A 26,306-nucleotide genomic window follows, 5' to 3' on the forward strand; every position below is an offset into this window, starting at 1 on the left:
TTAATGAGCAGCACCCTGCTGGTTGAGCACGGCCTGGCTTTTACCAACCTTGGCCGGCCCGCTGGGCACCAATATCTTACCCACGATGTAGCGGCCTATTTTCCGGCCCTGCTCATTGCCGCTTTCGATGCTGTCTGTATAATGAATACCGCCGTAGAAGCGCGACACGGATGCCTCCTGCGCCGCCTGGCGAAACGACGTGAACGAGCGCTGGCCGCTGCCAAACGGAATTTCGGTGTCGTCGACGTAAGCTATTTTATCGCCTAGCAAGTACGTAAGCACCTCGGCCGAGGCATTCGATACCACCGCGTGGCCACTGGTGTACTCCGGAAAAGGCGGGGTTTGCAAGAAGGGCTGCCATTTCACGTCCAGGTACTTGTTGATGTAGGTTTCGGGGCGAATGCGGTTGGTAGCGTACTTCATATCCCAGGTGCTGATGAAGGCATCCATCAGGGTAATACCCTCGGCGCAGAGCACGTAGACGGTTTTGGCGAATCCTACTTTTTGCTGCCTGGCTACCAGGGCAGCAATGTTCATCCAGTGCCCGCCGGGGCTGATTTTCTTGAAGCCGATAGCCATGTGCCCCGCCGTGTTGACGGCAAACGGGTTGCAGTCCCAGAACTGCGCTATCTGCACCTGCTCTTCGGTTAGCTGCTTGCCCACCCGGTACACCGCCCGCGCCTGGTGGTAAAAGGCCGAGGCCGTGTCTTTGCTGAAAGCGCAGGGTAGCGCCGGCCGAAATGCACTGGCCGAGTCGATAACCAGCGGGCGAATGGTTTGCCAGTTGGGCTCCACGGCTTCGAGGTAGGCAGGCGGCGTGGGATACCAATTGCCCTCGGCCCGCACCGGCGAGTAGCGCTTGAGTGCGCTCAGCTTGCCATAATTATCCGCCTTGGAAAAGTTTATTATGGCCGCCGCCGCCAGTTTCCCCACCCTCACCGATTGGCTAAGCACGGCCGGCGGCGTGCCCTGCCGTGCTAGCTCCTGCAAAAAGCTGGCTTCGTCCTCGGCCAGCGTCTCGCCCGAAGGCAACAGCAGGCGGGCCGTTTCGAGCATGCTGTAGCAGGCCGCTACCTGGTAGTCGTAGGCCGCCCGCACGGTGTCGAGCCGCAGGTCGGTCGTGAAGCTTTTGGCCAAGCGCTGCGGTGGCGGCAGGCTCTTGCTGTGCGCCGCCACGATGCTGTAGGCCCCCAGCATACTGTAGGCATAGTAGCGCGCCGCCGCCGGTGGGCTAATAACATCGTGCACCATCGTCATATTGATGAGGTCGAGCATCTTACCAGGATTCAGCGGCTCGTGGGGGCGCGGGGTTTGGGCAGCGGCGCCGCCGCAGAGCAGCAGGGGCAGCGCCAGGGCTAGCAGAACGGGACGGGGGTTCATCGCGAGGGCGGCTAAAGGCTTTATTCCTGGTAAAACTGCACGGGACCATTGCTAACCCCCACCACCAGATAGGCCTGGTGGTTGACCATAATTTCGCTTGCCGATTTCACGTCGCCGACTACGCAAATGCCGGCCGCCGGCTGCGGCACGTAGCGGAAGCCGCCCCGGCCGTCGCCCTGCAGCAGGCAGCCGTAGCCAGCATCGATACTGCCCATTTTCAAGCGGTTATCGCTGTGGTTGCCCAGGAGCAGCAGGTCGGGGTGGCCGTCGTGGTTGTAGTCGCCGCTCATAACCTGGGTCACCACCGAAAACTGCGCCTCTACCGGCAGCTCAGCGGCGATGAATTTGCCTTTATTGTTGAGATATAGCATGGTGCGCAGCTCGGTAGCTTCCAGCTTACTGGCCCTGCCCAGCTCATCGGCAGGAAAGATATCCGCCATCGTCGCGTCGGCGTAGGCTTTGTAGGAGGTGAAGCGGCGGCGCATGGGATAAATCAGGTCATTGAGCTCGTCGCGGCTCACGTAGGGATAGCTCTTGCCGTCCACGTAGAAGTTGAAGAACGGGTCGATGGAGCCATTACCATCAAAATCGGCGTAGTAAAGCGTGGCCGGCTCCTGGGCGCTAGCCCGCAGGGGGCTGTTCAGGCCCAGGTTGCCGGCCACCAGGTCGGGCTGGCCGTCGGCGTTCACATCGGCCACGTGCAGGCTAAACCACAGGCCCGGCTGGGGCGTACCGAAGTAGTCAGCAGTTTGGTCCTTAAATCCTTGTGGAGTATTGGCCCACACGGTCAGGGGCATCATTTCCCCGCACAGCACCAGGTCCGGCCGGCCATCTTTGTTCAGGTCTACCCACTGCGCATCGGTTACCATGCCAGCGTGGGCAAACGGCACCTCGGCGGCCGTGAAGGTACCGTGGCCATTATTGAGCAGCAGGTAGCTGGGCGGGGCTAGCGGGTAGCGGCCGGGAATGACGCGCCCCCCCACGAAAATATCGAGGTCGCCATCTTTATCCACATCGGCGATGCGCACGCAGCTTTTGCTGCCGCCCGTGAGCACGGGTAGCCCGGCCGGGGCCAGGGCCAGGTTGCCGTGGCCATCGTTGATGTAAAGCTCATCCTGCAAGTCCTCCTGCCCGGCCTCGTAGAGCGCGTAGCCGCCCTTGGCCAGGTAAAGGTCGGGGTAGCCATCGCCGGTGGCGTCGAAAAACGTGGCGGCGGCCACCGTACCGGCCGGGCGGCTGGGGCTGCGCGCCAGGGGCACCTCGGTAAATTTGCCACCCGGCTGCTGCAGGTAGAGCCGGGCCGCTTCATCCTGGCCACCGCTCACGAACAGGTCGTCGCGGCCGTCCTTGTTCACGTCGGCCTTTGCCATCACCGGCGCGGTCTTCGAATACATAAACAGCATGAGTAGCTGGCGTTTGAAGTCGTTCAGCGTCACTTCTTCGGGCTTGAAATTGAACAGTGGCGCGGCGGACTTAAATACTTTTTTAGGGGCCGGGGCGGCCAGCGCATAAGGCCTGGCCTTAGGCTGGCCGGTGAGCTGGAGCAGCTGGTTGGCCTTCACGTTGGTGAGCAGCTGCGTCGTCAGGTTGGGCCAGATAATGCGCACCGAATCGGCCCGCTGGCTGGCGCCGAGCCCAAAGTTCAGGGTCGTGGACACGCACGAGAGGTAGCCGCGACTAGGGTTCAGCTCCTGGTACTGGGCCAGGCCGGGCGTGTACACGTACACCTTGGCACCCACGGCCTGGGTGTTTTGGCCGGGGCCTTGCAGATGCAATGCCAGGTAGGCAGTGTGGTTCACATCGGCACTGTGGTTGCGGTAGAGGCTAGCCGGCTGGTTGATGGTGTTCACGACCAAATCCAGGTCGCCGTCGTTGTCGAGGTCGGCGTACACGGCGCCGTTCGACATATTAGTTTGGTTCAGCCCCCACTCCTGCTGCTTGTTGGAAAACGTGAGGTTGTGCTCGTTGCGAAAAATGTAGTCGGGCACCGCCGTAGCGGGCATGGCCGTCACCAAATCCATCAGCAGGAAGGGCTCGCGGGCCATCGCTTTTTTGATTTTATAGTCGCCCCAGTAGCGCAGAAAATCTTTGTTGGTGTAGTCGCGCAGGTAGCCGTTGCTGATGTAGATGTCCTTGTAGCCGTCGTTGTCGAAATCAGCAATCAGCGGGCACCAGCTCCAGTCGGTTTTGGCCACGCCGGCTAGCTGCCCGATTTCGCTGAAGGTGCCGTCGCCATTGTTGAGGTGCAGCATGTTGCGCATGTACTGCGGGTAGAGGCCCTGCTGCTGCTGCAACTCAAACAACTCGTAGTTTTCCTGTAATTGCAGCGACTTCTGGCGGTGGTTGTCGGCCGGCAGCATGTCGAGGGTGAAAATATCGGGCTGCGTATCGTTGTTAAAATCCGCGATATCGACGCCCATCGAAAACTGCGAATGGTGCCGCAGCATCTGCTTTGAGTGGTCGGTAAACGTGCCGTCGTGGTTGTTGAGGTACAGGTAGTCGGGCTCGTTGTAGTCGTTGGTGACGTAGACGTCCTGCCAGCCGTCCTTGTTGATGTCGGCCACGGCAATACCCAACCCAAACGTGAGGGGGTTTTGCACGATGCCGGCCACCCGCGACACATCCACAAAATGGCCGCCCTCGTTCTGAAACAGCTTGTTGCCGGCCAGCGCGTCTACCTCGCCCTTGTGCTGCGCAAACTCCATGTTGTCAATCTTTTTAACATTGTGATTGAGCAAAAACATGTCGAGGTCGCCGTCATTGTCGTAGTCGAAAAAGGCGGCCTGCGTGCTGTAGCCGGGGTCGTCGAGGCCATACTGGCTAGCCTGCTCCTGAAACTTAGTATCCCCTTGGTTGATAAACAGCTGGTTGCGACGCACGTCTTCGGCTTTTTTTCCCGAGTAGCAGACGTAGATGTCGAGCCGGCCGTCGCCGTTCACGTCGGCCATCGTCACGCCGGTTTTCCAGCCATCTTTACGCCCCGCCAGCGCCGGGCTGGCCTGGTCGGTGATATCCTTAAACTTGCAGTTGCCCAGGTTGAGGTACAGCTTGTTGGGCCGCATATTGCCGGTAAAAAACAGGTCGGGCAGGCCGTCGCTATTGATATCGCCGACCGCCACGCCGCCGCCGTTGTAGAAGTACTCATACGACAGAATATTAAGCGCTTCGCTCTCGCTAATGGTATTCGTGAAGGTGATGCCCGTTTCCTGAGCGCTCAGCAAACTGAATAGCGGCTGCTGGGCTTGGGCCCCACGGCGGCGGCCAGCAAAAGCAGCGTGAGGATGCGCTGATAACCAGCTCTGAAGCAACACATACAGGGAAGTAAAACTCGACTTATAGGGAATCCACGTTAGACTAGAAATCTACTCTAAAACGCGGACATTCGCAAGCAGCCGGGGCGGCCGCGCTAGGCCCGCGCCTTGGCCGAGGCCGTTTTCAGCGCGGCCAGCGCGGCCTCCGATACTTCGCCGAACAGCGACACGCCCGCCGCGCCGTTGCGCAGAGCATTTTCGATGCCTTGCGCCAGTTCCGCATCGTTTTTAAAATCGGGTGGAAACAGGCCGGCGTAGAGCGGAAATTTGCCGTTCAGGGCCTGCACGCCCTCCTTCACAGCCTGCCCAATCCAGGTCACGTTTTCCTTGTAGAAGCCGTGGTAAATCATGGGGCACACGCCGCTTACGTTCCAGTTCACCCAATCCTGCTTCACGTTGCGGTGGGCAATGTCGGGGGTCGGAAACACGGCCGCCGTGATGGGCTTGCGGTACTGCCTGGCCACGGCCGTGAGGCGGCGCACCACCTCGTTCACGCGCTGGTAGCGGAAGGCCCGCCACGAGGGGCTAGCCTCGGGGTATTGCACTTTATCGATATCCTCGCCGTATTCGGCCGTGTAGGCGGCCTTGCACACCGGGCAGTAGCAAAAGTCGTATTCGGGCAGCTCGCTGGTTTGCACAATGCCGTACTTGGCCCACAAGTTGACGGGCAGAATAACGTCGCAGAACCGCACGTAGTCGAGGTGAATGCCGTCGATGTAGTCTTTCTTGAGCGCGGCAGCGTAGTCCTGCTCCAGGTACTGCTTCACCTCCTCGCGCGAGGGGCACAGCCAGCGGTAGTAGTCGACGTAGGGCGGGTGGGTGGCGCACGACTCGCCCTTGCGGCTCACGGCGTACCACTCGGGGTGGGCGGCCAGCAGCGTCTTTTCGCCCCGGTTCATGGTCCAAATCCAGCGGTGGGCTTCTAGCTTCTGGGCCTTGGCGGCGCGAAAGTGCCGCTCGCTGTCGGCCTCGAAAAAGATGCCGCGCACGCCGGCTTCGTAGTATTTGCGGTAGCGCTCGGCGAGCTGCGCCTCGGTGTCTTTTTGGTCGGGATTGGTCCACACCCAGTGCTTCCAGCCGGCTTTGGGTGCGCTGGCGGCGGGGAGCGCAGCCTGGGCGGCGGCCGGCAGCAACGGTGCGGCCAGCCCCAGGAGCAGGCTGTTTTGAACGAATTTGCGGCGATTGGTCATGGTTTCAGGGTTTCAATTAATCCTTCGTCGTTGATGCGAATGGCAGCGTAACCGTCCGCCGTAAGGGTGGCCGTAAACTGGTAGGGCGTGGCTGCCAGCGCCAGCTGGCTTACTTGCTTATCGACCACCGCCTGGGGCGCAAGCTTCAACTCGGCCAGGCTAGCGGCGTAGTGGCCGGTACGCTCCCGAAACTGCTGCTGGCGGTAATAGACCAGCCACAAATACTGCTTGCGCAGCTCGGCCGCGGGCAGCTGCCAGGCGGTACCGGCCCGGCGCGTAAACTGCAGGTAGCCCCAGCGCTCGGGGTAGTGCATGTTGATAACGCCCTGCGGCGACCACACCCAGTTGTGCTCGGGCAGGTCCTTGCCAGCAGCATCCTGCACTTTTACATTCTTACCTCCCGCCGCGCGCGTGTCCCACTCCACCCGCGAGAAATTGATGCGCCACAGCGTGCCCTCGGTGGGCGGCTGCCACGGAAAGCCCATGCGCACGGCCTTCAACGGAACGGCCATTTCTACGGTCCAGCTCTGGTCCTGGTCCCGGGGCTGGTTAAGGGTACCCGCCAGGGCCACGCCCGAGCGCAGGCCGGGCACGTCCCAGCTGATGAGCGCGTCGCCCTTGTCGCGGTAGGGCTTGGGCAGGTAGAGGTCGAAAATCTTGTTCAGGGCATTCACCTCAACCTCGAAGTATTGGTGTGCGTTGTTGTCGGGGTCGATAAACACTTCAAAATCATTGTCTTTGTAGATAATATCGTCGTGGTGCGTTTGATAGGCCCAGAGTTGCGGCTCCTGCAAAGTGGCGGCAATGAACAGCGTCGAGTCGTTCCAGAGCATTTTCACCCGCGTCTGAAAGGCAGGCAGTGGCTTCTTAGCGCCTTCGATATCCACAAAATCAGTGGTCCAGGGGGCTCTTTGCCAGTCGCTCTCCTGTAAGTGGCCGTCCATTGTCAGCCGCTGGCTGGTGTGCTGCACTACGTAGCCCAGCGGCGGCGTAAACAGATTTTCCAGGCCCTGAAACGGCATTGTTTGCGCACGCAGAGGAAGGGCGGCGCCCAGCCCCAGACTCATAAAAAGGGTAAGCGGCAGTTTCATGTTGCACAAGGTGCCGGGTGGCAAGTCGTTATAAAAAGTGAGGCTTTACCCCAGGCTCGCCCGGAATAAAGCCTCACCTACCAAAGAGTACGCGGCAGTTACTTATCCCACCACACGCGCGAGGTGAGCAGGTCGCCACCGTTCAGGCTAGCCACGCCCGACGCATACCCGGCGGGATTGTTACCAATCTCAGTAGCCGGATAAATCATGCGGCGCGGAATGGTACCATTGGTCACGTTGCCGGGGTAGTTCACCGGCGTCAGCACGGGGTAGCCCGAGCGGCGCCAGTTAGTCCAGGCCTCAATAAAGTTGAACGTGGTGCAGGTTTCCAGCCAGTACTGCTCGTTTATCTGTTGCAGCGGGTTGGCCGCGCCCAGGGGGTTGGCCGCCACGAAGGCCGTAATGGTAGCCGTGGGGATGGCGGCGTTGGTGCTGAACTGGCCCAGCGATTCCAGCGCGCTGCGCAAGCCATTGGCGTAGTGCGTAGCGGCATCGGCACCCACGCTCCAGCCGCGGCTGGCGGCCTCGGCCAGCAGCAACTCCGTTTCGGCGTAGGTCAGCAGGTAAATGGGTGCATTGCGCTGAATGTACACTTGCAGGCGAGGACGCGAGTAGTTACCCAGCGGGGCCTGGTCCGAGCCACTGCCCGTGGGGCCGGGGTAATCGGCGCGCTTGCGAATGTCATTGGCACCACCCGTCAGGTCATAGCCATTGGGCAGGCCGCGCTGCAGGCTGGGCGTGTTGTCGCCGGGTAGCGCCTGGTTGGCGTTGTTGCCGGCGCCGGGCTGCGGTATCTCGGCGATGGCGCCCAGGCGCGGGTCGCTGGTGTTGCGCAGGTAGTCGATGATAGTTTTGCTCCACTTCACCTCCCGGAAATCGTCGGTCGTCAGCAGTGCGTTAGTCGTGGCATTTTGCGTATCACCGTAGCTGATGTCGGTTTTCACGATGGCGTTGTCCGAGGTACCCGTCATGGTGCCGGCGGCGGCAGCTTTCTCAGTGTAGGTTTTGGCCAGCGCGGGGTTCACCTTGGTCATGCGCATAGCCACGCGCACCATCAGCGAGTAGCCTAGCTTCTTCCACTGCGTCACGTCGCCACCGTAGAGCAGGTCGCCGGTCGCCTTAGCCCCGGTACTGTTTAGGCTGGTGATGGCCGCATCGAGCTGAGTCAGCAGGGCGGGGTAAATATCCTGCTGCTTGTCGTACTGCGGCGTCACGATGCCCGAGGCTGCCTGCACCGCCTGCGAATAGGGCACGTCGCCGTAGGTGTCGGTGATGCGCTGGAATATCATCACCTTCATAATATTGCTGATGGCGATGACGTTGGCATAGCGGGTTGCGCTCTGCGCATTGGCCACGCTAATAGCCTGCTGCAGGCGGCTGAGGGCCGTATACCCCTGGCTGAAGATGAGCGCCTGGTAGCCCGTAAAGCCGCCGGCGTTCACGTATTTATCGCCGTTGCCGTAGTAGTTGAACGTGCTGGCTAGGCCCTGAATGGCGGGCGCCTCATACAGCAGCTGCCCGTAGCCGGTGTTGGCAAAAGTCAGCTCGCCGTCGGTGAGCAGGTAGTTGGGGTCGAGGTTATTAGCCGAGGCGGCGTTAGGATTGGTATTTATCTGGTCGAGGTATTTCTCCGAGCAGGAAGAACCTCCCAGCAAGGCCGCCAGCGCAATAAACGGAATTAGCTTTTTCATAGCGTTGCTTACTTAAATTTTACGTTGAGGGTCACGCCATACGTGCGGGCGAAGGGCAGCGAGCCGCCTTCTACGCCGGCATAGGCCACCAGCGGCGAGATGGTATTCTCAGGGTCAATGTTGTCGGTGTGCTTCAGGATGGTGAACAGGTTGCGGCCCACCAGCGACAACGTAATATCCTGGAAGGGTGTGTGCGACAACACGCTCTGGTTGAAGGTATAACCTAGCACCACCTGCCGGAACTTGATGAAGCTGCCGTCGAGTACCGACAGGGCCGACACGTTGGCCGCCAGCTGCGGGTAATAGATGTAGGCCGGCACCGAAACTGCATTAGCGGCGCCGGTTTCCGTAACGCCAGTGGCTACGATGCCATTTTCACGGCCGTTCAGGGTAGCCTGGTTCAGGCCACGGGTGTAGGAGTAGTACTCGGTAGCCGATAGAATTTTATTGTTGAACCGGAAGTCAATCAGGAACGAGAGGTTCACGCCTTTGAAGTTGAAATCGTTGTTCCAGCCGCCGTAAAGGTTGGCAATGCCCGAGCCCATGGGCGTAAGGTTGCCGCGCAGGGGCACCCCGTTGGCGCCCACTACGATGTTGCCGCTAGCGTCCCGCTTGTAGTCATAGGCCATAATCTGCGCGATGGGCAAGCCTTTCACGATAGAGATATTGGCGTTCAGCGGACGGTAAGTACCGGTTTGCAGCGGCGAGGGGTTTGCCGTCTGGTCGATATCCAGCACCTCGTTTTTCAGCTTGGTGAAGTTGAACGACGACGTCCAGGTAAAGGAGCCGCGCTTCAGCGGCACCACGGTCAGCAAGGCTTCCACCCCCGGTTGCGGGTCGAGCCTAGGTTTACCGAGCGGCTCTCGAAGCCCGAAGCAACCGAGAGGCCAGCACTTACAATCTCGCCGCTGGTCTGGCGGTCGAAGTACGCCACATCTACCCCAACGCGCCCGCCGAAGAACTTCAGCTCAGTGCCTACCTCAAACTCGCGCAGGCTAAAGGGCCGCAGGTTGGCATTGGGCAGCGTGGAGCTAAAATTGGCGCGCGGCGTGCCGTTGAGGGGGTTACCAATGTTGTAGTAAAAATTGGTCTGGTAGGGGTTAGCCGGCTCGCCGCTGGTTTTGGCATACGAGGCGCGCAGCTTGCCGTAGCTCAGGGCCGGCGAGTCCAGCAGGTCGGAGAAGACGAAGCTACCCGACACCGAAGGTGTAAAGATGCTGCGGTTGCCATCGGGCAGCGTCGAGAAGCGGTCGTAACGACCCGTTGTGCTCAAGGTCAAGAACTTGTAGCTGAAATCGGCAGTGTAGTAAACCGAAGGCGTTATCAGCTCCGTGAATTGATACTCCAGGTTGCGGTTGCGCAGGTTGGTAGGCGTGTATAGGTAGGGCACGATGAACTGCCCGCCATACAGGCGGCTGCTCTCGAAGCGGTTGTAGCGGTAGTTGCCCCCTAAACTGGCGCTGACGGTGAAATCTTGATTAAACTGCTTATTGAACGACAGCAAGGCATCGCTGTTCATCTCCATGCGGGTGCCCAGGGTGAGGTTGTCGAGGCCACCTTCGCCGGCCGACGAGTACAGCGTGCCGTAGGGCGTGACGTTAAAGCGCCGGTCGCTGGAGTAGTCGTAGCCCGTGCGCGCCATCAGGGACAGGTAATCGGTAAACGCGTACCGGCCTGATACCACGCCAATCAGGCGCTTGCGCGACAAGTTATTGATGTACTGGTTGACCACGAACCAGGGGTTGGTGGTGTAGCTATCCACGTTCCAAGCGGTTTCCAGGCCGTTTTTGTTGACGTCGTAGCCGGGCTGCAGCAGCGACTGGTCGATGTTGGGCGACAAGAACAGGATGTTGTTGGCATTCAGCGGGGCGTCGCTCAGCTGGGGTCGGTTCTTATCTTCTTGGTCAATGTAGTTAAGCGACAAGTTGAAGCTCAGCTTTTTGGTCAGGTCGTAGGCCGTGGTGAAAGTGGCCGTGCGGCGCGCTAGCCCGCTGTTGCGCAGGATAGACTTGTTGTCGAGGTTGGAGAGCGAGAGGCGGTAAGTACCTTTCTCGCCGCCGCCCGAAACCGACACGGTGTTCGTCCAGGAAGTACCCAGGCGGTAAAACTGGTGGAAGTTGTCACCCGCCAGCGAGTACGGATGGGTTTGCCCGTCGATGCCCACGGTCGGAGCGCCGTCCAGGCGCGGGCCCCAAGCCGTGTTGCCCGAAATGATAGCCGAGGCCTGGTCAGTCGGCCGCAGCCCCTGGCTGCCCTGCCCGTACTGGGTCTGGAAGTTACGGTTATCTACCGCGTGGTCAAACTGGTAGTTGGTGTTGTACTCGATGGTAGTTTTATTACGCAGGCCCGATTTGGTCGTTATCTGAATAACGCCGTTGGCCGCCCGTGCCCCGTAGAGGGCCGAAGCCGTCGAGCCCTTCAGCACCGTCATCGTTTCGATGTCGTCGGGGTTGATGTTGCTGATGCCATCGCCCAGGTCGGCGCCGCCCCACTCGCCCGAGCTGCCGCGCACCGTGTTATCCATGGGCACGCCGTTGATAACAATGAGTGGCTGCGACGTGCCCGAAAACGACGTTACGCCGCGGATGTTGAGGCGGGCCGCCGAGCCGGGGCCACCGCTGGTGCTGCCCACGTTCAGGCCGGCCACCCGGCCCTGCAGGGAGGTTGCCACGTTGGTTTCGCGGGCCACCGACAGGGCACCGCCGTCTACTTTGGTTACCGAATAGCCAATCTTCCGCTCGTCTTTCTTGATGCCGAGCGCCGTCACCACTACCTCACCAAGCTGCTTATTATCAGCAGCCATGATGATGTTGATGGACGAGCGGCCTTTCACGGCCACCGTCTGGCTCACGTAGCCCACATACGAAAATACCAGCGTAGCCTCGCTGGGCGCGGTGAGGGTATAGTTGCCATCCACATCTGAGGTGGTACCCTGGGTGGTGCCACTCACCACGATGCTCACCCCAATGAGCGGCTCGTTAGTGGCATTGGTAATCCGGCCCGAGATTTTGCTCGCCTGGGCATAGCTGTAGCCGTGGCTAAGCAGCAGGAGGAGCACAAGCAATTGTAGGAATTGTCTCATGGTGCATTGGGTAAGGTGACAAAAAAAATTGGGTTGGTTTGCGAAAGAGGTCGGTCTGCTTGCTCAGTTATGATGAACCTCGGCTAGCCTTGTCGGCCTTGCGCTGCCAGCAGCGGCTTGAGCAGGTAATAGGGCTCGTGGCAGTTGGTCGGGCGGGCGGCCGGTCAACTCCAAAAACACAAGCTAACTCACTGATTCAGTGATGCTAAAACCTTTTACTAAATTTGCAAATCGCATTTGCTTCTGGCTGCTAGCCAGAGTCATGCTTTTAGCCAAACCTAATGCGGTAATTGCTTGGCCTAAAAATAGTTGACTGCTGAGTATAAAGCAAGTAAATTGCTGTTACTGGCCGAAAATAATACCAGAGGCAGGCCAGGATGCTCACGGCAGCACCGACCGGGGCCGGTCGGCCAGGGCCACGCCCCAGGTGGGGCTGGGCCGGGGGCCCATTTCAAACACGAGCTGGCCGCCCTGCACAAGGTCTTGGTGGGTAATGTAGGATTTGGAGTAAGGCCGGCCATTGCGCATCACACGCTGAATGTACTTGTTGGTCAAGCTGTTATTCCTGGCTTCTATCGTCAGGGTTTTGCCGCCGGCTAGGGTAACAATAGCCTGGCTTACGGACGGGCTGCCAAACACATAGGCGCCGTTGGCCGGATTGAGCGGGTAGAAGCCCAGGGTCGAGAACACGTGCCATGCCGACATCTGCCCCACGTCTTCGTTGCCGATGATGCCGTCGGGCTTGGTGGTGTAGAAGCTCTCGGTGATGAAGCGAACTTTCTCAGCCGTTTTCCAGGGCTGGCCCGCGTAGCTGTAGAGGTAGGTGATGTGGTGACCCGGCTCGTTGCCGTGCGCATACATCCCGATGAGCCCCGAAATATCGGGCGAGGCCTCGGCACCCATATTGCCCTTCACCACAAACAGCGAGTCCAACTTCTGGCTAAAGCGCTTTTCGCCCCCGAGCAACGCCATCAGTCCTTCCACGTCTTGCGGCACCAGCCAGGTATACTGCCAGGCGTTGCCTTCCGTAAAGTCGCTTTTCATGTGCACCGACGAAAACGGGTTGAATGGTGTGCGCCACTCCGTTTGCGACACCCGGCCGCGCATGAAGCCGGCTTTTTTGTCGAAGTAGTTCTGGTAGTTTTTGGCCCGCTTGCTGAAGTAGGCGTAGTCGGCCGCTTTGCCCATCTTCTTGGCCATCTGAGCAATGCACCAGTCGTCCACGGCATATTCCAGACCTTTCGACACACTCTCTACCTCGCTATTGGCCGGAATGAAGCCGAGCGCTTTCACGTCTTTCAGGCCCGACTCATCGCGCATAGCAGTGGCTTTTACCGCCTCGAAAGCTAGGTTAGCATCAAAGCCCTTGTAGCCTTTGAGGTAGGCATCGGCTACTACCGGCACGGCGCTGTAGCCCACCATGCAGTTGGTTTCGTTGGCCATGAGGTGCCACACCGGCAGCTTGCCCTGCTGCTGGTAAATGGCTAGCATCGAGCTTATCATGTCATTCACGCGCTGCGGCTGCAACAGCGTGAACAGCGGGTGGGCCGCCCGGTAGGTATCCCAGAGCGAAAACGTGGTGAGATTCGTAAACTTGGCGCCGCGGTGCACTTGCTCATCGGTGCCCCAGTAGTCGCCGTTGTGGTCGTTGAAGACGGATGGCGCCACCATCGTGTGGTAGAGCGCGGTGTAAAACGTCTTTTTGCGGTCGTCGCTGGCTTGAATGCGCACTTTTTGCAGCTCCTGGTTCCAGGCGGCATCGGCGGCGGCGGCTACTTGCTCAAAGTTCCAGCCGGGAATTTCAGCCCGGATGTTGGCCTGCGCGTTAGCCGTGCTCACGGGCGAGATGCCCACTTTCAGCTTCACTTTCTCGCCGGCCAGGGTGGCAAACGTGACTATTCCCTTGAGGCGGTTGCCGGTGGCCGCCGAAGCGGTATTGCCCAGCGAGTCGGTCACCTGCACGCTGGCAAACTGCCGGATGGGCTTCGAAAAAATGGCCGCGAAGTAGAGCCGCTGCTTGGGCGCCCAGCCCTTGGAAAAGCGGTAGCCCACCAGGGTACTGTCGTTGAGTTTTTCGATGCGAGTATCGGTGGCCAGGTCCCAGCCAATGCCCTGCTGCAAGTCGATGACGAGGTGCGCAGCGTCGGACTTGGGGAAGGTGTACTGATGGAAGCCCACCCGGGGGCTAGCCGTGAGCTCGGCCTTGATGTCGTAGCGCTTGAGGCGCACGGCGTAGTAGCCGGGGCGGGCAGTTTCTTCCTTATGCGAAAACAGCGATACGAAGCCCTGCTCGGGGTTTTTGAGGGTGCCCTTGCGCACGCGCACCGCCCCGGTGGTGGGCATCACGGCCACATCGCCGAGGTCGCCGATGCCGGTGCCACTGAGGTGGGTATGCGAAAAACCCACGATAGTAGAGTCGGAATAATGATAGCCCGAGCACCAGTCCCAGCCTTCCGATAGGTTTACCGGCCCGAGCTGCACCGCCCCAAACGGTACGTTGGCCCCCAGAAATACGTGACCGTGAAAGCCGGTGCCGATGTAAGGGTCCACGTAGTGCGTGAGCCCGGCGCCAGGGGCTGGCAGGCTGGCGGAAGTTCGCGGCGGGCGGGCCGCGACTGCCAGGGCTAGCAAGCCGGCCCCCATCACAGCGGCCGGCCAGGCCCGGGACGGAATAGTGCGCGTCATAAGCTTATGTTATGTTTTTTGCTAGGGTGGGAAAAAGGCTAAGGTATTAGTTGGTGGTCGCGCCCGCTACGGGTAGCAGCAGCTTGTCTACATTCCACCCTTCGACTGCTACCACGGGGGCGGGCACGCCGGCTGCGGGAGTGTAGTCCAGCCCCACGGTTTTGCTCTCGCCGGGCAGCACCGACACGTAGTTGTCGGTGTAGAAAACGGGCAGGATGCGCTTCTGCGTGGCGGGGTTTACCAGGGCCAGGCGGTTGAAAAAGGCCACCGGCGCACCGGCTGGGTTGGCGAGCGTGACGGCGATTTTGCCGGGTGCCGTTTGGCGGGCAGTGGCCCGCACGGCCGCCTTGGCCAGGCCTTGCAGGCCCGAGTACTCGCCCCGGCCATCGGGCAGCCAGTAGAAGTTATTGCTGACGATTTGCTTGCGCAGGTCCAGCAGCTGTAGCGACAGGAACAGGCCCTTCTGCTGGCCTAGCTGCTTCACCACGGAGCTGATGGATAAGAACTTTTTCGACATCGACGGCCCGGCCTCCACTATTACCTGCGTGATGTTGGTCTTTTTACCAGCCATATCGTAGGCGTCTACTACCAGCATCAGGTCACGCTTTACCTGAAACAAGTTGTTGGTAATCATTACCATGCTATCTACAGGGTTATACATAACGTGGAGCGGCTCGCTGCCCGCGCGCAGGCCGTAGAGGCAGGCATTAGGGTCGAGGTAGTAGTCGTACATCTGCCCCCGCATCGCCGTCCAGGGGTTCTGCGTTTTCCAGATGATGCTGCCCGTGTACCAGTCCCACATGTGCGAGCTGAAGCCTTCCATCAGGGCGCGGTACTGGTCGTAGTTCACCACTTGCGCCTTCAGGCCGAAATCCTTGGGGGTTCTGGGCGCGCCGTAGGGCAGCAGGTGCTGCTCGTAGCCGATGTAGGTGTGGTAGGTCCACATCGAGTCGACCTGCTCAGTGGGCTTGCTGCCAGCCCCCAGGTAGCGCGGGGGCACGAGGTTGGCGGCGGGCAGAAAGCGCTCCAGCGACTCCACATCGCCCACGCCTACCGAGCCTACTTCCGAGTTGAATGGGTAGGTGCGGTGCGCCCAGAACTGGCTAATGGGCTGAATACCATACGGCCCGTCGCCGTTGCCACCCTGGGTGTTAAACGACATGCTGTCGGCGTTGGAGAACGGGATAAACCAGCGGGTGCCGTCGAGCCGGGGCAAGAGGGAGTCTTGCAGCGCCGTGAGAATATCGCGGGGCGGGGTGATTTCGTTGCCGCCGCACCAGATGCCGAGCGAGGCGTAGTTGCGCACCATTTTTATCTGGTCGGCCGCCGAGCTGATGAATAGCCGGTGGTCGTTGGGATACTGGCGGCGGGTCCACTGGTCTTCCAGCTTCTGGGGGTCTACCCAGCGGCCGTTGGCGTCGCCGCTCACCCAGAAGTCCTGCATCACGAGCAAACCGTACTTATCGCAGGCTTCGTAAAACTCGGGCCGCTCGACCAGCGCCCCGCCCCATATCCGAATGAGGTTCAGGTTCATGTCGCGGTGAAACCGGATTTCGGCGTCGTAGCGCGCTGGCGTAAAGCGCAGCATGGCGTCGGAGATAATCCAGTTGCCACCCTTGACGAAGATTTTCTGGCCGTTGAGCACCACCTGCATGCTCTGGGTATGCTCGTTCCAGACGTGCCCGATTTGGCGCACGCCCACCTGCAGGTTTTCCTCGTCCGACACGGTGCGGCCGGCCGTGAGAAACTGCATTTTGAGCGGATAGAGGTGTTGCGGGCCGTAGCCGTTGGGCCACCACAGCCGGGGGCTAGCCAGCGTGAGCTCCGGCAGGCGCACCAGCTTGGTGCTGCGCGCGGGCACCGTCACGGTCTGCTTTATCAGCTGGCCCGCCAGGGCGTATTGCAGGGTGCCAGCCACGGCCTGCGCGGTTGGGTTTTCCAGCTCGGCCGTCACGTCGAGGCTAGCGGGGGCCTGGGGGCCGGCGGGCAGGCGCACGCCGGGCACGCGGGTGATGACGTGTGGGTTTTTGAGGTTGATGGCCCCCGTTTTTTCAATCGTCACCTTGTCCCAAATGCCCGTATTACGGTCCCGGATGGGCCGAATCCAGTCCCAGCCGGCCGTGTACTGCGTGCTCACATTGCGGGCAATGGTGCCGTCGCCGCCCTGGCCGCCATTGGGGTTGCCCACGGGGTCGGGCGGGTACACCACCACGGCCAGGCGGTTGCGCCCGTTTTTGGCCAGGTAGGGCGTGATGTTGTAGGCCTGGCGCAGAAACATGCCGTGGTGCGTCTGCTTATTAAGCTTCTGCCCGTTCAGGTACACCTCGCAGCTGTAGTTCACGCCCCGCAGGTGCAGCCACGCCTGCCCGTTGCCGGCGGCGGGCGCCTCCTGAAAATCCTTGACAAACCAGTAAGTATAGTAGTCGCGCCCGGTGCGGTAGATGTCCGGAATACGCTCGTTGTTCATCCCAAAAAACGGGTCGGGCACCTGCTTATTAGCCAGTTGGGTGGTGAGCACCGTGCCCGGCACCACAGCCGGCAGCCAGCCCGTGAGCGCGTAGCCCGGCTGCGAGAGCTGCGCCCCACTGGCCGGTACCTTGCCAATGGGCAAGGCCCGCCAGCCAGCGTTCAACTCGTAGCGCTGCTGCGCGGCCAGCGGCAAAGCACCGACCAGCGCGAGAAGTAAAAGCAGGTAACGAAATTTTGTCATCCTTGAAGTAATGCAAGTGAGGTGCCCGCCAGAACGAGCCTCGAATGCCTGCTAAGCGCGGCGAATAGTGTGCCCGGCCGCGCCGTAAAACAGCAAAAACAAGTAGCACGGAATCACCAGCCAGTAGGCGTGTTGGGGCGAGGAGTGGTCGGCCAGCAGCCCGTAGAGCGGCGGCAGCACCGCCCCCCGGCAATGGCCATGATGAGCAGCGACGAGCCCAGTTTGGTGAAGCGCCCGAGTCCGTCAATCGCCAGCGGCCAGATGGCCGGAAAAATCAGCGAGTTGGCTAGCCCCAGCAGCGAGATAAACAGCACTGACGTGTAACCAGTGGTGAAGAGCGCGCCCAGTGCAAACAGCACCCCCGTGACGGCCGAAACCTGCAAGGCCCGCTCCTGCGAGATGAGGCGCGGAATGGCGGCAATGCCAATACCGTAGCCCACAATCATGGCTACCAGCGTGCAGGTAGTGAAGAATTTGGCCGTGGCCAGGGCAATGCCCTGCGAGGCACCGTAGCTGATAATAGTGTCGCCGGCAATCACCTCTACGCCCACGTAGCAAAACATGGCCAGCGCCCCCAGCAGCAGGTGCGGAAAGTGAAGGATACTCGATTTGTTCGTGTTGGCCGCCGCCACGGCTTCGTCTTCGTGGTCGGTGTCGATTTCGGGTAGCGCCGAGAAGTAGATGAGCCCGGCCAGCACCACCAGCACGGCCAGCATCAGCAGGTAGGGCGTGACTACGCGGGCGGCCAGGGCATCGAGCTCGGCGGCCTTGGCGGCGGGGCTGAGGCTAGCCAGGCGCTTGACCAGGGCGTCGGCATCCTTGAGGGCCACGGCCCCCAGCGCAACGGGCGCGATGGCGCCGGCCACCTTGTTGCAGATACCCATGATGCTGATGCGCTTGGCGGCGCTTTCGCGCGGGCCCAGGATGGTGATGTAGGGGTTAGCCGCCGTCTGGAGCACCGCCAGCCCCGTACCCTGCACAAACAGCCCCAGCAAAAACAGCCCGTAGGTGCGCGTGAGTGCGGCCGGCACAAAAAGCAGGGCCCCCGCTCCCATCACCAGCAGCCCCAGCGACATACCTTTTTTGAACCCGGTGGCTTTCAGCACCCAGGCCGACGGGATGGCCATGACCAGGTACGAAATGTAGAAGGCGAACGCCACCAGGTAGGCCTCGAAGTTGGTCAGCTCGCAGGCAATGCGCAGGTACGGAATCAGCACCGAGTTGAGCCAGGTGACGAAGCCGAAGATGAAAAACAACGCCCCGATAATAACAATCGACTTCGTGGGCTGGCCGGTAGCTGGCCGGGCGGGCGCGGGGGCCGTGGTAGCAACGGTAGGCATACGGTATCGGGGTGGTTTGAGGAGGTAAGAATGCGGGCCGGCAACTGCCCATTCGGCCAGGATATAAGTGGCGCCCTACTGCACCATCAGCTCGTCGGCAAACAGCCAGGTATCAGTGTCTTGCGTAGTAGCGCCGGGGGCTAGCGGCTGGGCATTTTTGGCCGTGACGCGCACAAAGCGAGCCTTGGTTTTTTTCCAGTCGGCTTTTACCTCGCCGATGCTGGTGCCGGGCTGGGCCGCCGCTACGGGCCCGGTGTACACGGTTTTGTAGGTGTGGCCGTCGTTCGACACGGCTACTTCTACCATTCTGGGCAGCAGTATTTTGTCTTCCGGCTTCTGCAAGAACGTGCTGCGCAGGCGGCTGATTTCGGTGGTTTTTTTGAGGTCGATGGTCGCCAGCAGGTCAGTACCCAAAAACCCTAGCCAGCGCCCATCGGTGTGGCTGAGCGAGCCGTGCAGGCCATCGACCAGCGTGAGGGGGCCCACGCTGCGGTAGTTTTTGTGCGGGGCGCTGGCTAGCCGGGTCGGGGCGGCCAGGGCCTGATGGGCCAGCACCTCGGTAGTCGTCGTCTTGCCGGCCGGCTGGCCGTTCTCAAACGAGGCGGCTTTCACCACCGCCGAGCGGCTGAGCGTGAAAGGCCCGGTATAAGCAGTCGAAGCCGGAGTTGGCGCCGAGCCGTCGAGGGTGTAGGTTACCTGCGGGCCGGTGGCGTCGAGCAGCAGGCTCACCACATCGCCACCCTTGGTAGTATCGGGCACAAACTGCTGGCGCGGGTTGAAGGCGCTCTTGGCATAGTTGGCCCCGAGCGCGGCGTAGCGCTGGTACTGCGGCTGCATGCGCACCTTAAAGCTCGCCCAGTTTTTGAGGCTGGCCGGCGTCCAGAGCACTTCGGCCAGGGCCGCCATGCGGGGCAGCACCATGTACTCGACCTGCTGCGTGGTCGGGATATACTCGGTCCAGAGATTGGCCTGCGCGCCCAGAATGTACTTTTTTTCGTCGGCCGTGAGTTCGGAAGGCGTGGGCTCGAAGGAATAGACCTTCTCCAAGGGGAGGTAGCCGCCGATGCTCAGGGGCTCCAGGGTGGGGTCGCCCTGCGCGTGGTCGAAGTATACAAACTCGCCGGGCGTCATCACCACCTGGTGCTTTTGCCGGGCGGCGGCCGTGCCGCCTTCCATGCCGCGCCACGACATCACGGCGGCATTGGGGGCTAGCCCGCCCTCCAAGATTTCATCCCAGCCCATGATGGTTTTGCCCTTGCTGTTCACGAATTTCTCCATCCGCTGCACGAAGTAGCTCTGCAGTTCGTGCTCGTCCTTGAGGTGCTCGGCCTTGATGCGGGCCTGGCACTTGGGGCAGGTTTTCCAGCGGGTTTTGGGGGCTTCGTCGCCACCGATGTGCACGATTTTGCTCGGAAAAAGCGGCACCACCTCCGTCAGCACGTCCTGCAAAAAGGCGAAGGTTTGCTCGTTGCCGGCGCAAAAAATATCGTCGTACACGCCCCACGTCTGCCCCACTTTGAACGGGCCGCCGGTGCACGACAGCTCGGGGTAGGCCGAGAGCGCCGCCAGGGCGTGGCCGGGCATCTCAATCTCGGGCACCACCGTGATGTAGCGGTCCTGCGCGTATTTCACCACCTCTTTTATTTGTTCCTGGGTATAGAAGCCGCCGTAGCGCACGTGGTCGTATTCAGGCACCTTCGCGCCGTAGTGGCCGATGAGCGTGCCGTCGCGGTAGCCGCCTACTGAGGTTAGCCCAGGGTATTTCTTAATCTCGACGCGCCAGCCCTGGTCGTCCGTGAGGTGCCAGTGAAAGGTGTTCATCTTGTGCAGCGCCAGGTAGTCGATGTACTGCTTCACAAACTCGACCGGGAAGAAATGGCGGCTCACGTCGAGGTGCATGCCGCGCCACTGGTAGCGCGGCTTGTCGGCCACTTCCACGGCGGGCAGGCTAGCACTGGCGGTGCGCTGCGCCGGCAGCAGCTGCCGGATGGTCTGGGTACCCAGGTACAGGCCCTGCGGCTGGCGGGCGGCCAGCACTACCTGCGCCGGCTGCACGCTCAGGGTGTAGCCCTCGGGCCCCAGCGTGTCGAGGGCGGCTAAAAGCTTTAAGTAAATAGCACCGGAGAGGTTTTTGCCCGGCGCAGCCGCCACTACGGGCGGCACCACGCCGGTAGCGCGGCTTATTTCTTCGCTCAGGCTCTGGCCGATGCGGCGCAGCTCGTCATTTTTGGGGCCAACGTAAATCCGGGTTGCCGGCGTAATGGCGAAGCTGCCAGTGCCCGGCACCAGCCGCACCGGCTGCGGAATAATGGCAATGCCGGCCGGACTAGCGGGAACCTGCTGGCTGTGGGCAGGGGCTAGCCCGCCTACACTCAGCACGGCGGCCAGGGCGGCGGCGAGGGTCTTAGTCATAGTACGAGTGTGTGGTGAGGGCGGGAAGTAAGCTGCTTCATGTGGCAGAGGGCGGCGGCGCCCAGCACGGCCGCGTTGCGGAGGGCGGAGGGTGCCACTACCAGCCGCTCCGTTACCTGCTTGAAAGGAAAGGCTGCCAGGCTTTCGTGCAGGCTGCCCCGGAAATACTCAAAACCCTTGCTCACCGAGCCACCCAGCAAAATGGCCTCGGGCGCCAGGGCGTACAGGATGATGTGCAGCGCCTGCCCCAGATGCCAGCCAAACTCGGCGTACACGGCTTGCGCCTCGGCATCGCCCCGCCGGGCGCGGGCGTGCCACTCGGTGCCCGGCCGGCCCGTGCGCTGCCCAAAAAACTTGCCGCTGCAATAGTCTTCCAGCGTTTTGTCGAGGTAAGGCACGCTGCCAAACTCGCCGGCGCTGGCCAGCGTGCCGGCATACACCTGGTGGTTGATAATAATGCCGCCCCCTAGCCCGGTGCCGAGCACCAGCCCCACGAGGTTGGCGTAGGGCTGGCCCTGGCCGTACATTTTCTCGCCAAGGGCGAAGACATTCGCGTCGTTGTTGATATACACCGGCTGGTCGAAGTGGCTAGCCAGGTGCTGGCGCAGGTGCACCTCGCGCCACGACGGAATATTTTGCACGTTGTGCACAATGCCTTTTTCCTCGTCTACCAGCCCCGGCACGCCAATGCCGATGCCCGCCACCTCGTCCGTCACCAGCGGGGCCAGCTGCCGCGTCAGCTCGGCCAGAATTTCCTCCCGGGGCGCGTCAAACGGCGTCTCAAACCGCGTTTCCTGCACCACCTGGCCGTGCTGCACCACGCCCAGGTGCACTTTCGTGCCGCCAATGTCTACGCCTAGGTACTTAGTGCTGCTCATGCGGAAGGAGAGTTAGAAAGAGATGCGACGCGGGTGGCAGCCTTAAAAATGCCAGCGCACAAACGCTTCCATCGCTTCGTAGTTGGCCATGCCCAGGCGGTCGTATTGCTGGGCCGTTTCGCGGTTGCGGTGCTCGGCCCGCACCCAGAACTCGCGGGCATCGTCGCCCGGAAACACGGGCGTATCCTTTTGGCTCTGGTGCTTGAAGATGGCGTTGCGCTTGCGAATTACTTCCTGCGGCGACAGCGGCACGGCCATCTCAATCTCGTAGGGCTTAAACTCGTGCCAGGCCCCGCGATACATCCACATCCAGCAGGCTTCGACCCAGCTTTCGGTTTTTCGCAGGCGGCGCAGCGCCTCGTTCACGATGTTGAAGCATACCACGTGCGTGCCGTTGGGGTCGGCAAAGTCGCCGGCCACAAATACCTGCTGTGGCTGCACCTGCTGCAACAGCGCCATCGTCAGCTCGATATCCTTATCCGTTACCGAGTTTTTCGACGTTTTGCCCGACTCATAAAAGGGCAGCGCCTGGAAGTGAATGTGGTCGTCGGCCAGCCCCGCGTAGCGCGCGCCCGCAATGGCCTCGCTCTTGCGAATAAAGCCTTTCACGTTGCGAATGGCCTCGGTATCGACCTGGTTGGTTTGCTTTTGCTGAATAAAGTGCCGGCTCTCGTCGTACACCGCCTGCAGCTGGCTAGCCTCCTTGCCCAGGCTGGCCGCAAAGTCGATGGCAAACTCCATGTAGCGCAGCACGTCATCGTCCCACACGGCCGTGTTGCCCGAGGTTTGGTAGGCCACGTGCACGTCGTGCCCCTGGTCGATGAGGCGGATAAACGTGCCGCCCATCGAAATCACGTCGTCGTCGGGGTGGGGCGAAAAAATAACAACCCGCTTCGTGGCGGGCAAGGCCCGCTCGGGGCGCTGCGAGTCGTCGGCCCCCGGCTTGCCCCCCGGCCACCCCGTAATGGTGTGCTGGAGCTTATTGAAAATGCGAATGTTGATGGCGTAAGCCGGCCCCTGCTCGGTGGCCAGCTGCGCCATGCCATTGCTATTGTAGTCTTCGTCGGTGAGCTTGAGAATGGGCTTGCCCAGGGTATTCGAGAGCCAGATAACCGCTTTTTTGATGAGCTGCTCGTCCCACACGCAGTCTTTCACCAGCCACGGCTTGTCGAAGCGCGTTAGCTCCGCCGCCGCCTCTTCGTCGACAATAAATTCTACGTTTTCAGCTAGTTGCAGGTACGTAGCGGGCACCTCGCTCGACACCTCGCCCTCCACAGCCTTCTTAATAATGGGGGCTTTCTTACCGCTCCAGGCCAGCAACACAATCTCGCGGGCCTGAAAAATAGTGCCAATGCCCATCGTAATGGCCTTGCGCGGCACGTACTCCTTGCCCCCAAAGTCGCGCGAGGCGTCGCGGCGCGTCAGGTCGTCGAGCGTCACCAGGCGCGTGCCCGAGTTGGGGGCCGAGCCCGGCTCGTTGAAGCCCACGTGGCCCGTGCGCCCAATGCCCAGCAGCTGCAGGTCGAGGCCGCCGCACTCCGCAATCTGGCGCTCATAGTTGAGGCAGAACGCCGCCACTTCTTCCGGGGCCAGGGTGCCGTCGGGGATGTGCACATTCTCCCGCTCGATGTCGATGTGGTCGAACAGGTTTTCGTGCATAAACGTCACGTAGCTCTGCGCCGACGTGGGCTGCATGGGGTAGTACTCGTCGAGGTTAAAGGTTACCACGTTGCGGAAGCTCAGGCCTTCTTCGCGGTACAGGCGCACCAGCTCTTCGTACACGCCCACCGGCGTGGCGCCGGTGGCTAGCCCCAGCACGGCCCGCTCGCCGCGCTGCTGCTTGCGCTTGATAAGGGCCGCGATGCGCGCAGCTACTTCAATGGCAGCCGTTTCCTTATCGCGGTACACGGTCACCGGCAGTTTTTCAAAACGCGTTTCCTCCAGGAGGTTGAGGCGGGTCATGATGGGCAGCGTAACGTTTTGCATAGGAACAAAGCCAGAATTTCAGAAAAGGGCCAGGACAAACAAGGCAGGACGAATCAACTACTTACACACTGCCTGGGGGCAGCTTAAGCCAGCTCCAGGTAGCTTTCGAAAATATTTTCCATCACCGTGGCTACCGAGCCCAGTACCACGGCATTATCACCCAGCTCCGACACCACAACGGTGGTTTTTTCGCGCAGCTGGGCCATGCAGTACGTATTGATAGCCTGCTGAATAGCGGGAAAAATAAATTGCTTGGCCTGGGCAATCTTGCCGCCCAGGATGATGAGCTCGGGGTTGAAAAGCTGAATCAGAATCGCAATGCCCTTGCCCAGGTTGGTGCCCACCTCGGCCAGCGTGTTGATGGCAAACTGGTCGCCTTCGTGGGCCGCCGCATACACCTGCTCGGACTCCAGCTGGTCGAGCTCCGGAGCCGTAAGCTGGCTGAGCAGCGTGCGCTGCCCGGCCCGAATACCGGCCTTGGCCAGCCGCACAATAGCGCTGCCCGAGGCCATCGTTTCGAGGCAGCCACGCTTGCCGCAGTGGCACAGCGCCCCACCATCAACCAGCGGAATATGGCCAAACTCGCCGGCAAATCCCAGCGCGCCGCTGCGAAGCTTGCCATCCAGGATGATGCCCAGGCCGATACCCCAGTCCATCGACAGCACCAGCGCATCGCGCAGCCCGTGCGCCAGGCCAAAGCGGTACTCGGCCAGTGCCGCGCTCTTGGCATCGTTCTGAATAAAAACCGGCTTGCCAAACTGCTCTTCCAGCAGCTGCTGCAGCGATTCGGAGGTGCCGCCCGTGAGCAGATACGTGTGGTTGTTGCCTTCCTTGGAGGCCACCAGCCCCGGCATGCTCACGCCCACGCCCACGAGCTTATTGAGCTCGATGCCCGAGGCCAGCAGCAGTGCCTGGGCATGAGCGTGTATTTGCGCCAGCGCGCCCAGGTCTCTCGTCAGCTCAATACTAAAACTATGCAAGCCACTGACAATATGATTGTTATTGTCAAAAATAGCTATCCGCGTCTTAAATTGCTCGATGTGAATACTCAGCACAAACAGTGACCCGTCGCGCAGGCCGTAGAGCTCCGGCTTGCGCCCGCCCAGCGACTTGCCCCGGCCCTGCTTTTCAACCAGCCCCTCGGCCACCAGCTCGTTGAGAATGGCAATCGAAGTGGGCGAGCTAATGGCAAACCGCGAACAGATATCCGCGTTGGTTTTGGCGCCTTTCACATACAAGTGCTTCACTATTTTGAGCTTCTGAATGTGCTTGCGCCGCTCCACATTATTGAGCCGGGCCAAATGGGTTTCCTCAAGTGCTAATAATGAACTCATCCTGAGGTAATCGTTAAGTTTTGCGTAAATAAAGTTAACTTTTACCACAAGTCAAAATACTTGTGTTATTTTTTTATGAAAGTACATTTTAAAAACAAAAAAAATGATGAAACCAATTAATACTGGTCGCACCATTTTTTCATTATTCTGTGAATAGACTAGCGCTTTACCAATACTACATGTTTGATATTCTGCCTGTTGTAGGTATAGGTGATATGCACCCCGCCATCCTGGGCCTGAATAATGGCCGGGTAGCTGTATTCTTCCGTCGAGCCCTTTTCCAGCTCGGCCACATCGTGCCAGCTCAGGCCATCGGCCGACTGAGCCACGCGTAGCCGGCTGCGGCCATTAAACCAGTCTTTGCCTGGCACATCGGGGTTATATACCAGTAGTTGTGAGCCATCATGCAGCGTCACGGCGTCGGTGCCGGAATTGGGATTAAGCAGCGATGTTTGCGAGAGCGGCCCCCAGCTCGCGCCGTTATCGGTAGACCAAGCTTGCACCAGCCGCCCCTGCTTGCTGCGGCACAGCAGCTGCAAGCGGCGGCCCGGATACGTAAGGATGCTGGGCTGAATCACATCCAGGGCCGACGCATTATCGACCGGGATGAGCTGCCACGTCCGCCCCAGGTCAGTCGATTTTTCGAGGTGCACGGTCCAGTGCCCGCTAGCCTCCTCCACGCTCGACGGGGCCAGGATGGTGCCGTCGGCCAGCTGCACGGGCTTATTTTTGATGGGCCCCAGCACGCCCGGCGGCAGCCGCCGCGCCACCGACCACGTGCGGCCGCCGTCGGGCGAGGCTTTGACCATGCCCCACCACTCGCGCGGGTTGGGCCCCACTTTATAAAACAGCAGCAGTTCGCCGCCGCGCGGCTTGAATAGCACCGGGTTCCAGGCCGGGTAGCGCAGCGAATCGCTCACCACGCCATCGGCTACTTTCTGCGGGGCCGAGATGCCTTTTTTATCAAGGGTGGTGAGCCAGATGGCCACGTCGGGCCGGCTCTCCTGCGACCCGCCAAAGCAGGCTACCAGAAACTTGCCCCTGGCTACTTCGACCAGCGTAGCGGCGTGGCACTGCCTGAACGGCGGGGCCGTAAAAAGTAGCTCCTGCTTCGCGATAATCCAGGTTTGCTGGGCTAGCGACGGGGCGGGCAAGGCCAGCGCGGTGAGGAGAAATAGCTTTTTCATGTGCGAAATTTTACCCAGGCGCGCTACCC

At 60.7% G+C, this 26,306-nt stretch carries 15 protein-coding genes; all 15 read right to left on the reverse strand.

All coding sequences use genetic code 11. The features are described from left to right. Positions 1–1,380 (reverse strand): vanadium-dependent haloperoxidase, encoded by a 1,380-nt coding sequence (locus GKZ68_RS14615; RefSeq protein ID WP_173116055.1) that lies wholly within the window; start codon positions 1,378–1,380, stop codon positions 1–3. A 20-nt stretch (positions 1,381–1,400) separates the two neighbouring features. Continuing rightward, the gene (locus tag GKZ68_RS14620; RefSeq protein ID WP_254244013.1) at positions 1,401–4,601 is read right to left on the reverse strand and encodes a VCBS repeat-containing protein; all 3,201 of its coding nucleotides are present in this window, start codon (positions 4,599–4,601) and stop codon (positions 1,401–1,403) included. A 185-nt stretch (positions 4,602–4,786) separates the two neighbouring features. Next, positions 4,787–5,881, reverse strand: a complete 1,095-nt coding sequence (locus tag GKZ68_RS14625; RefSeq protein WP_173116059.1) for a family 10 glycosylhydrolase — start codon at positions 5,879–5,881, stop codon at positions 4,787–4,789. Beyond that, on the reverse strand, positions 5,878–6,972 hold the full coding sequence (locus GKZ68_RS14630; protein WP_173116061.1) for a carbohydrate-binding family 9-like protein: 1,095 nt from the start codon (positions 6,970–6,972) through the stop codon (positions 5,878–5,880). Before GKZ68_RS14630 ends, GKZ68_RS14625 begins: the two co-directional genes overlap by 4 nt. A gap of 98 nt (positions 6,973–7,070) precedes the next feature. Beyond that, positions 7,071–8,663, reverse strand: coding sequence for a SusD/RagB family nutrient-binding outer membrane lipoprotein (locus tag GKZ68_RS14635; protein ID WP_173116063.1), 1,593 nt, complete (start codon positions 8,661–8,663; stop codon positions 7,071–7,073). An 8-nt stretch (positions 8,664–8,671) separates the two neighbouring features. Beyond that, positions 8,672–9,487, reverse strand: coding sequence for a hypothetical protein (locus GKZ68_RS22175; RefSeq protein ID WP_254244014.1), 816 nt, complete (start codon positions 9,485–9,487; stop codon positions 8,672–8,674). Then, positions 9,472–11,721: a SusC/RagA family TonB-linked outer membrane protein gene (locus GKZ68_RS14640; RefSeq protein WP_254244015.1), complete on the reverse strand. Its 2,250-nt coding sequence runs from the start codon at positions 11,719–11,721 to the stop codon at positions 9,472–9,474. The genes GKZ68_RS22175 and GKZ68_RS14640 overlap by 16 nt, the downstream gene beginning before the upstream one ends. 405 nt (positions 11,722–12,126) lie before the next feature. Next, entirely contained in the window at positions 12,127–14,430 is a 2,304-nt protein-coding gene (locus GKZ68_RS14645) for a GH92 family glycosyl hydrolase (RefSeq protein ID WP_254244016.1), read from the reverse strand. A gap of 46 nt (positions 14,431–14,476) precedes the next feature. Beyond that, positions 14,477–17,140 carry a glycoside hydrolase family 2 TIM barrel-domain containing protein gene (locus GKZ68_RS14650; RefSeq protein ID WP_173116065.1) on the reverse strand — a complete coding sequence of 888 codons (2,664 nt, stop codon included), beginning with the start codon at positions 17,138–17,140 and terminating at the stop codon, positions 14,477–14,479. 113 nt (positions 17,141–17,253) lie between these two features. Next, on the reverse strand, positions 17,254–18,480 hold the full coding sequence (locus GKZ68_RS14655) for a sugar MFS transporter (protein ID WP_367949165.1): 1,227 nt from the start codon (positions 18,478–18,480) through the stop codon (positions 17,254–17,256). Positions 18,481–18,555: 75 nt separating this feature from the next. Next, the gene (locus GKZ68_RS14660; RefSeq protein ID WP_173116067.1) at positions 18,556–20,892 is read right to left on the reverse strand and encodes a family 20 glycosylhydrolase; all 2,337 of its coding nucleotides are present in this window, start codon (positions 20,890–20,892) and stop codon (positions 18,556–18,558) included. Next, complete coding sequence (locus tag GKZ68_RS14665; RefSeq protein ID WP_173116069.1) at positions 20,889–21,770, reverse strand: ROK family protein; 882 nt, start codon at positions 21,768–21,770, stop codon at positions 20,889–20,891. The genes GKZ68_RS14660 and GKZ68_RS14665 overlap by 4 nt, the downstream gene beginning before the upstream one ends. A 42-nt stretch (positions 21,771–21,812) precedes the next feature. Next, positions 21,813–23,756 (reverse strand): glucosamine-6-phosphate deaminase, encoded by a 1,944-nt coding sequence (nagB, locus tag GKZ68_RS14670; protein ID WP_217275260.1) that lies wholly within the window; start codon positions 23,754–23,756, stop codon positions 21,813–21,815. An 83-nt stretch (positions 23,757–23,839) separates the two neighbouring features. Then, positions 23,840–25,090, reverse strand: a complete 1,251-nt coding sequence (locus GKZ68_RS14675) for an ROK family protein (RefSeq protein ID WP_173116071.1) — start codon at positions 25,088–25,090, stop codon at positions 23,840–23,842. Positions 25,091–25,248: 158 nt separating this feature from the next. Continuing rightward, positions 25,249–26,277, reverse strand: a complete 1,029-nt coding sequence (locus tag GKZ68_RS14680) for an exo-alpha-sialidase (RefSeq protein ID WP_173116073.1) — start codon at positions 26,275–26,277, stop codon at positions 25,249–25,251. Positions 26,278–26,306: the final 29 nt, after the last annotated feature.

It is taken from the genome of Hymenobacter sp. BRD128 (assembly GCF_013256625.1).
Lineage (GTDB): Bacteria > Bacteroidota > Bacteroidia > Cytophagales > Hymenobacteraceae > Hymenobacter.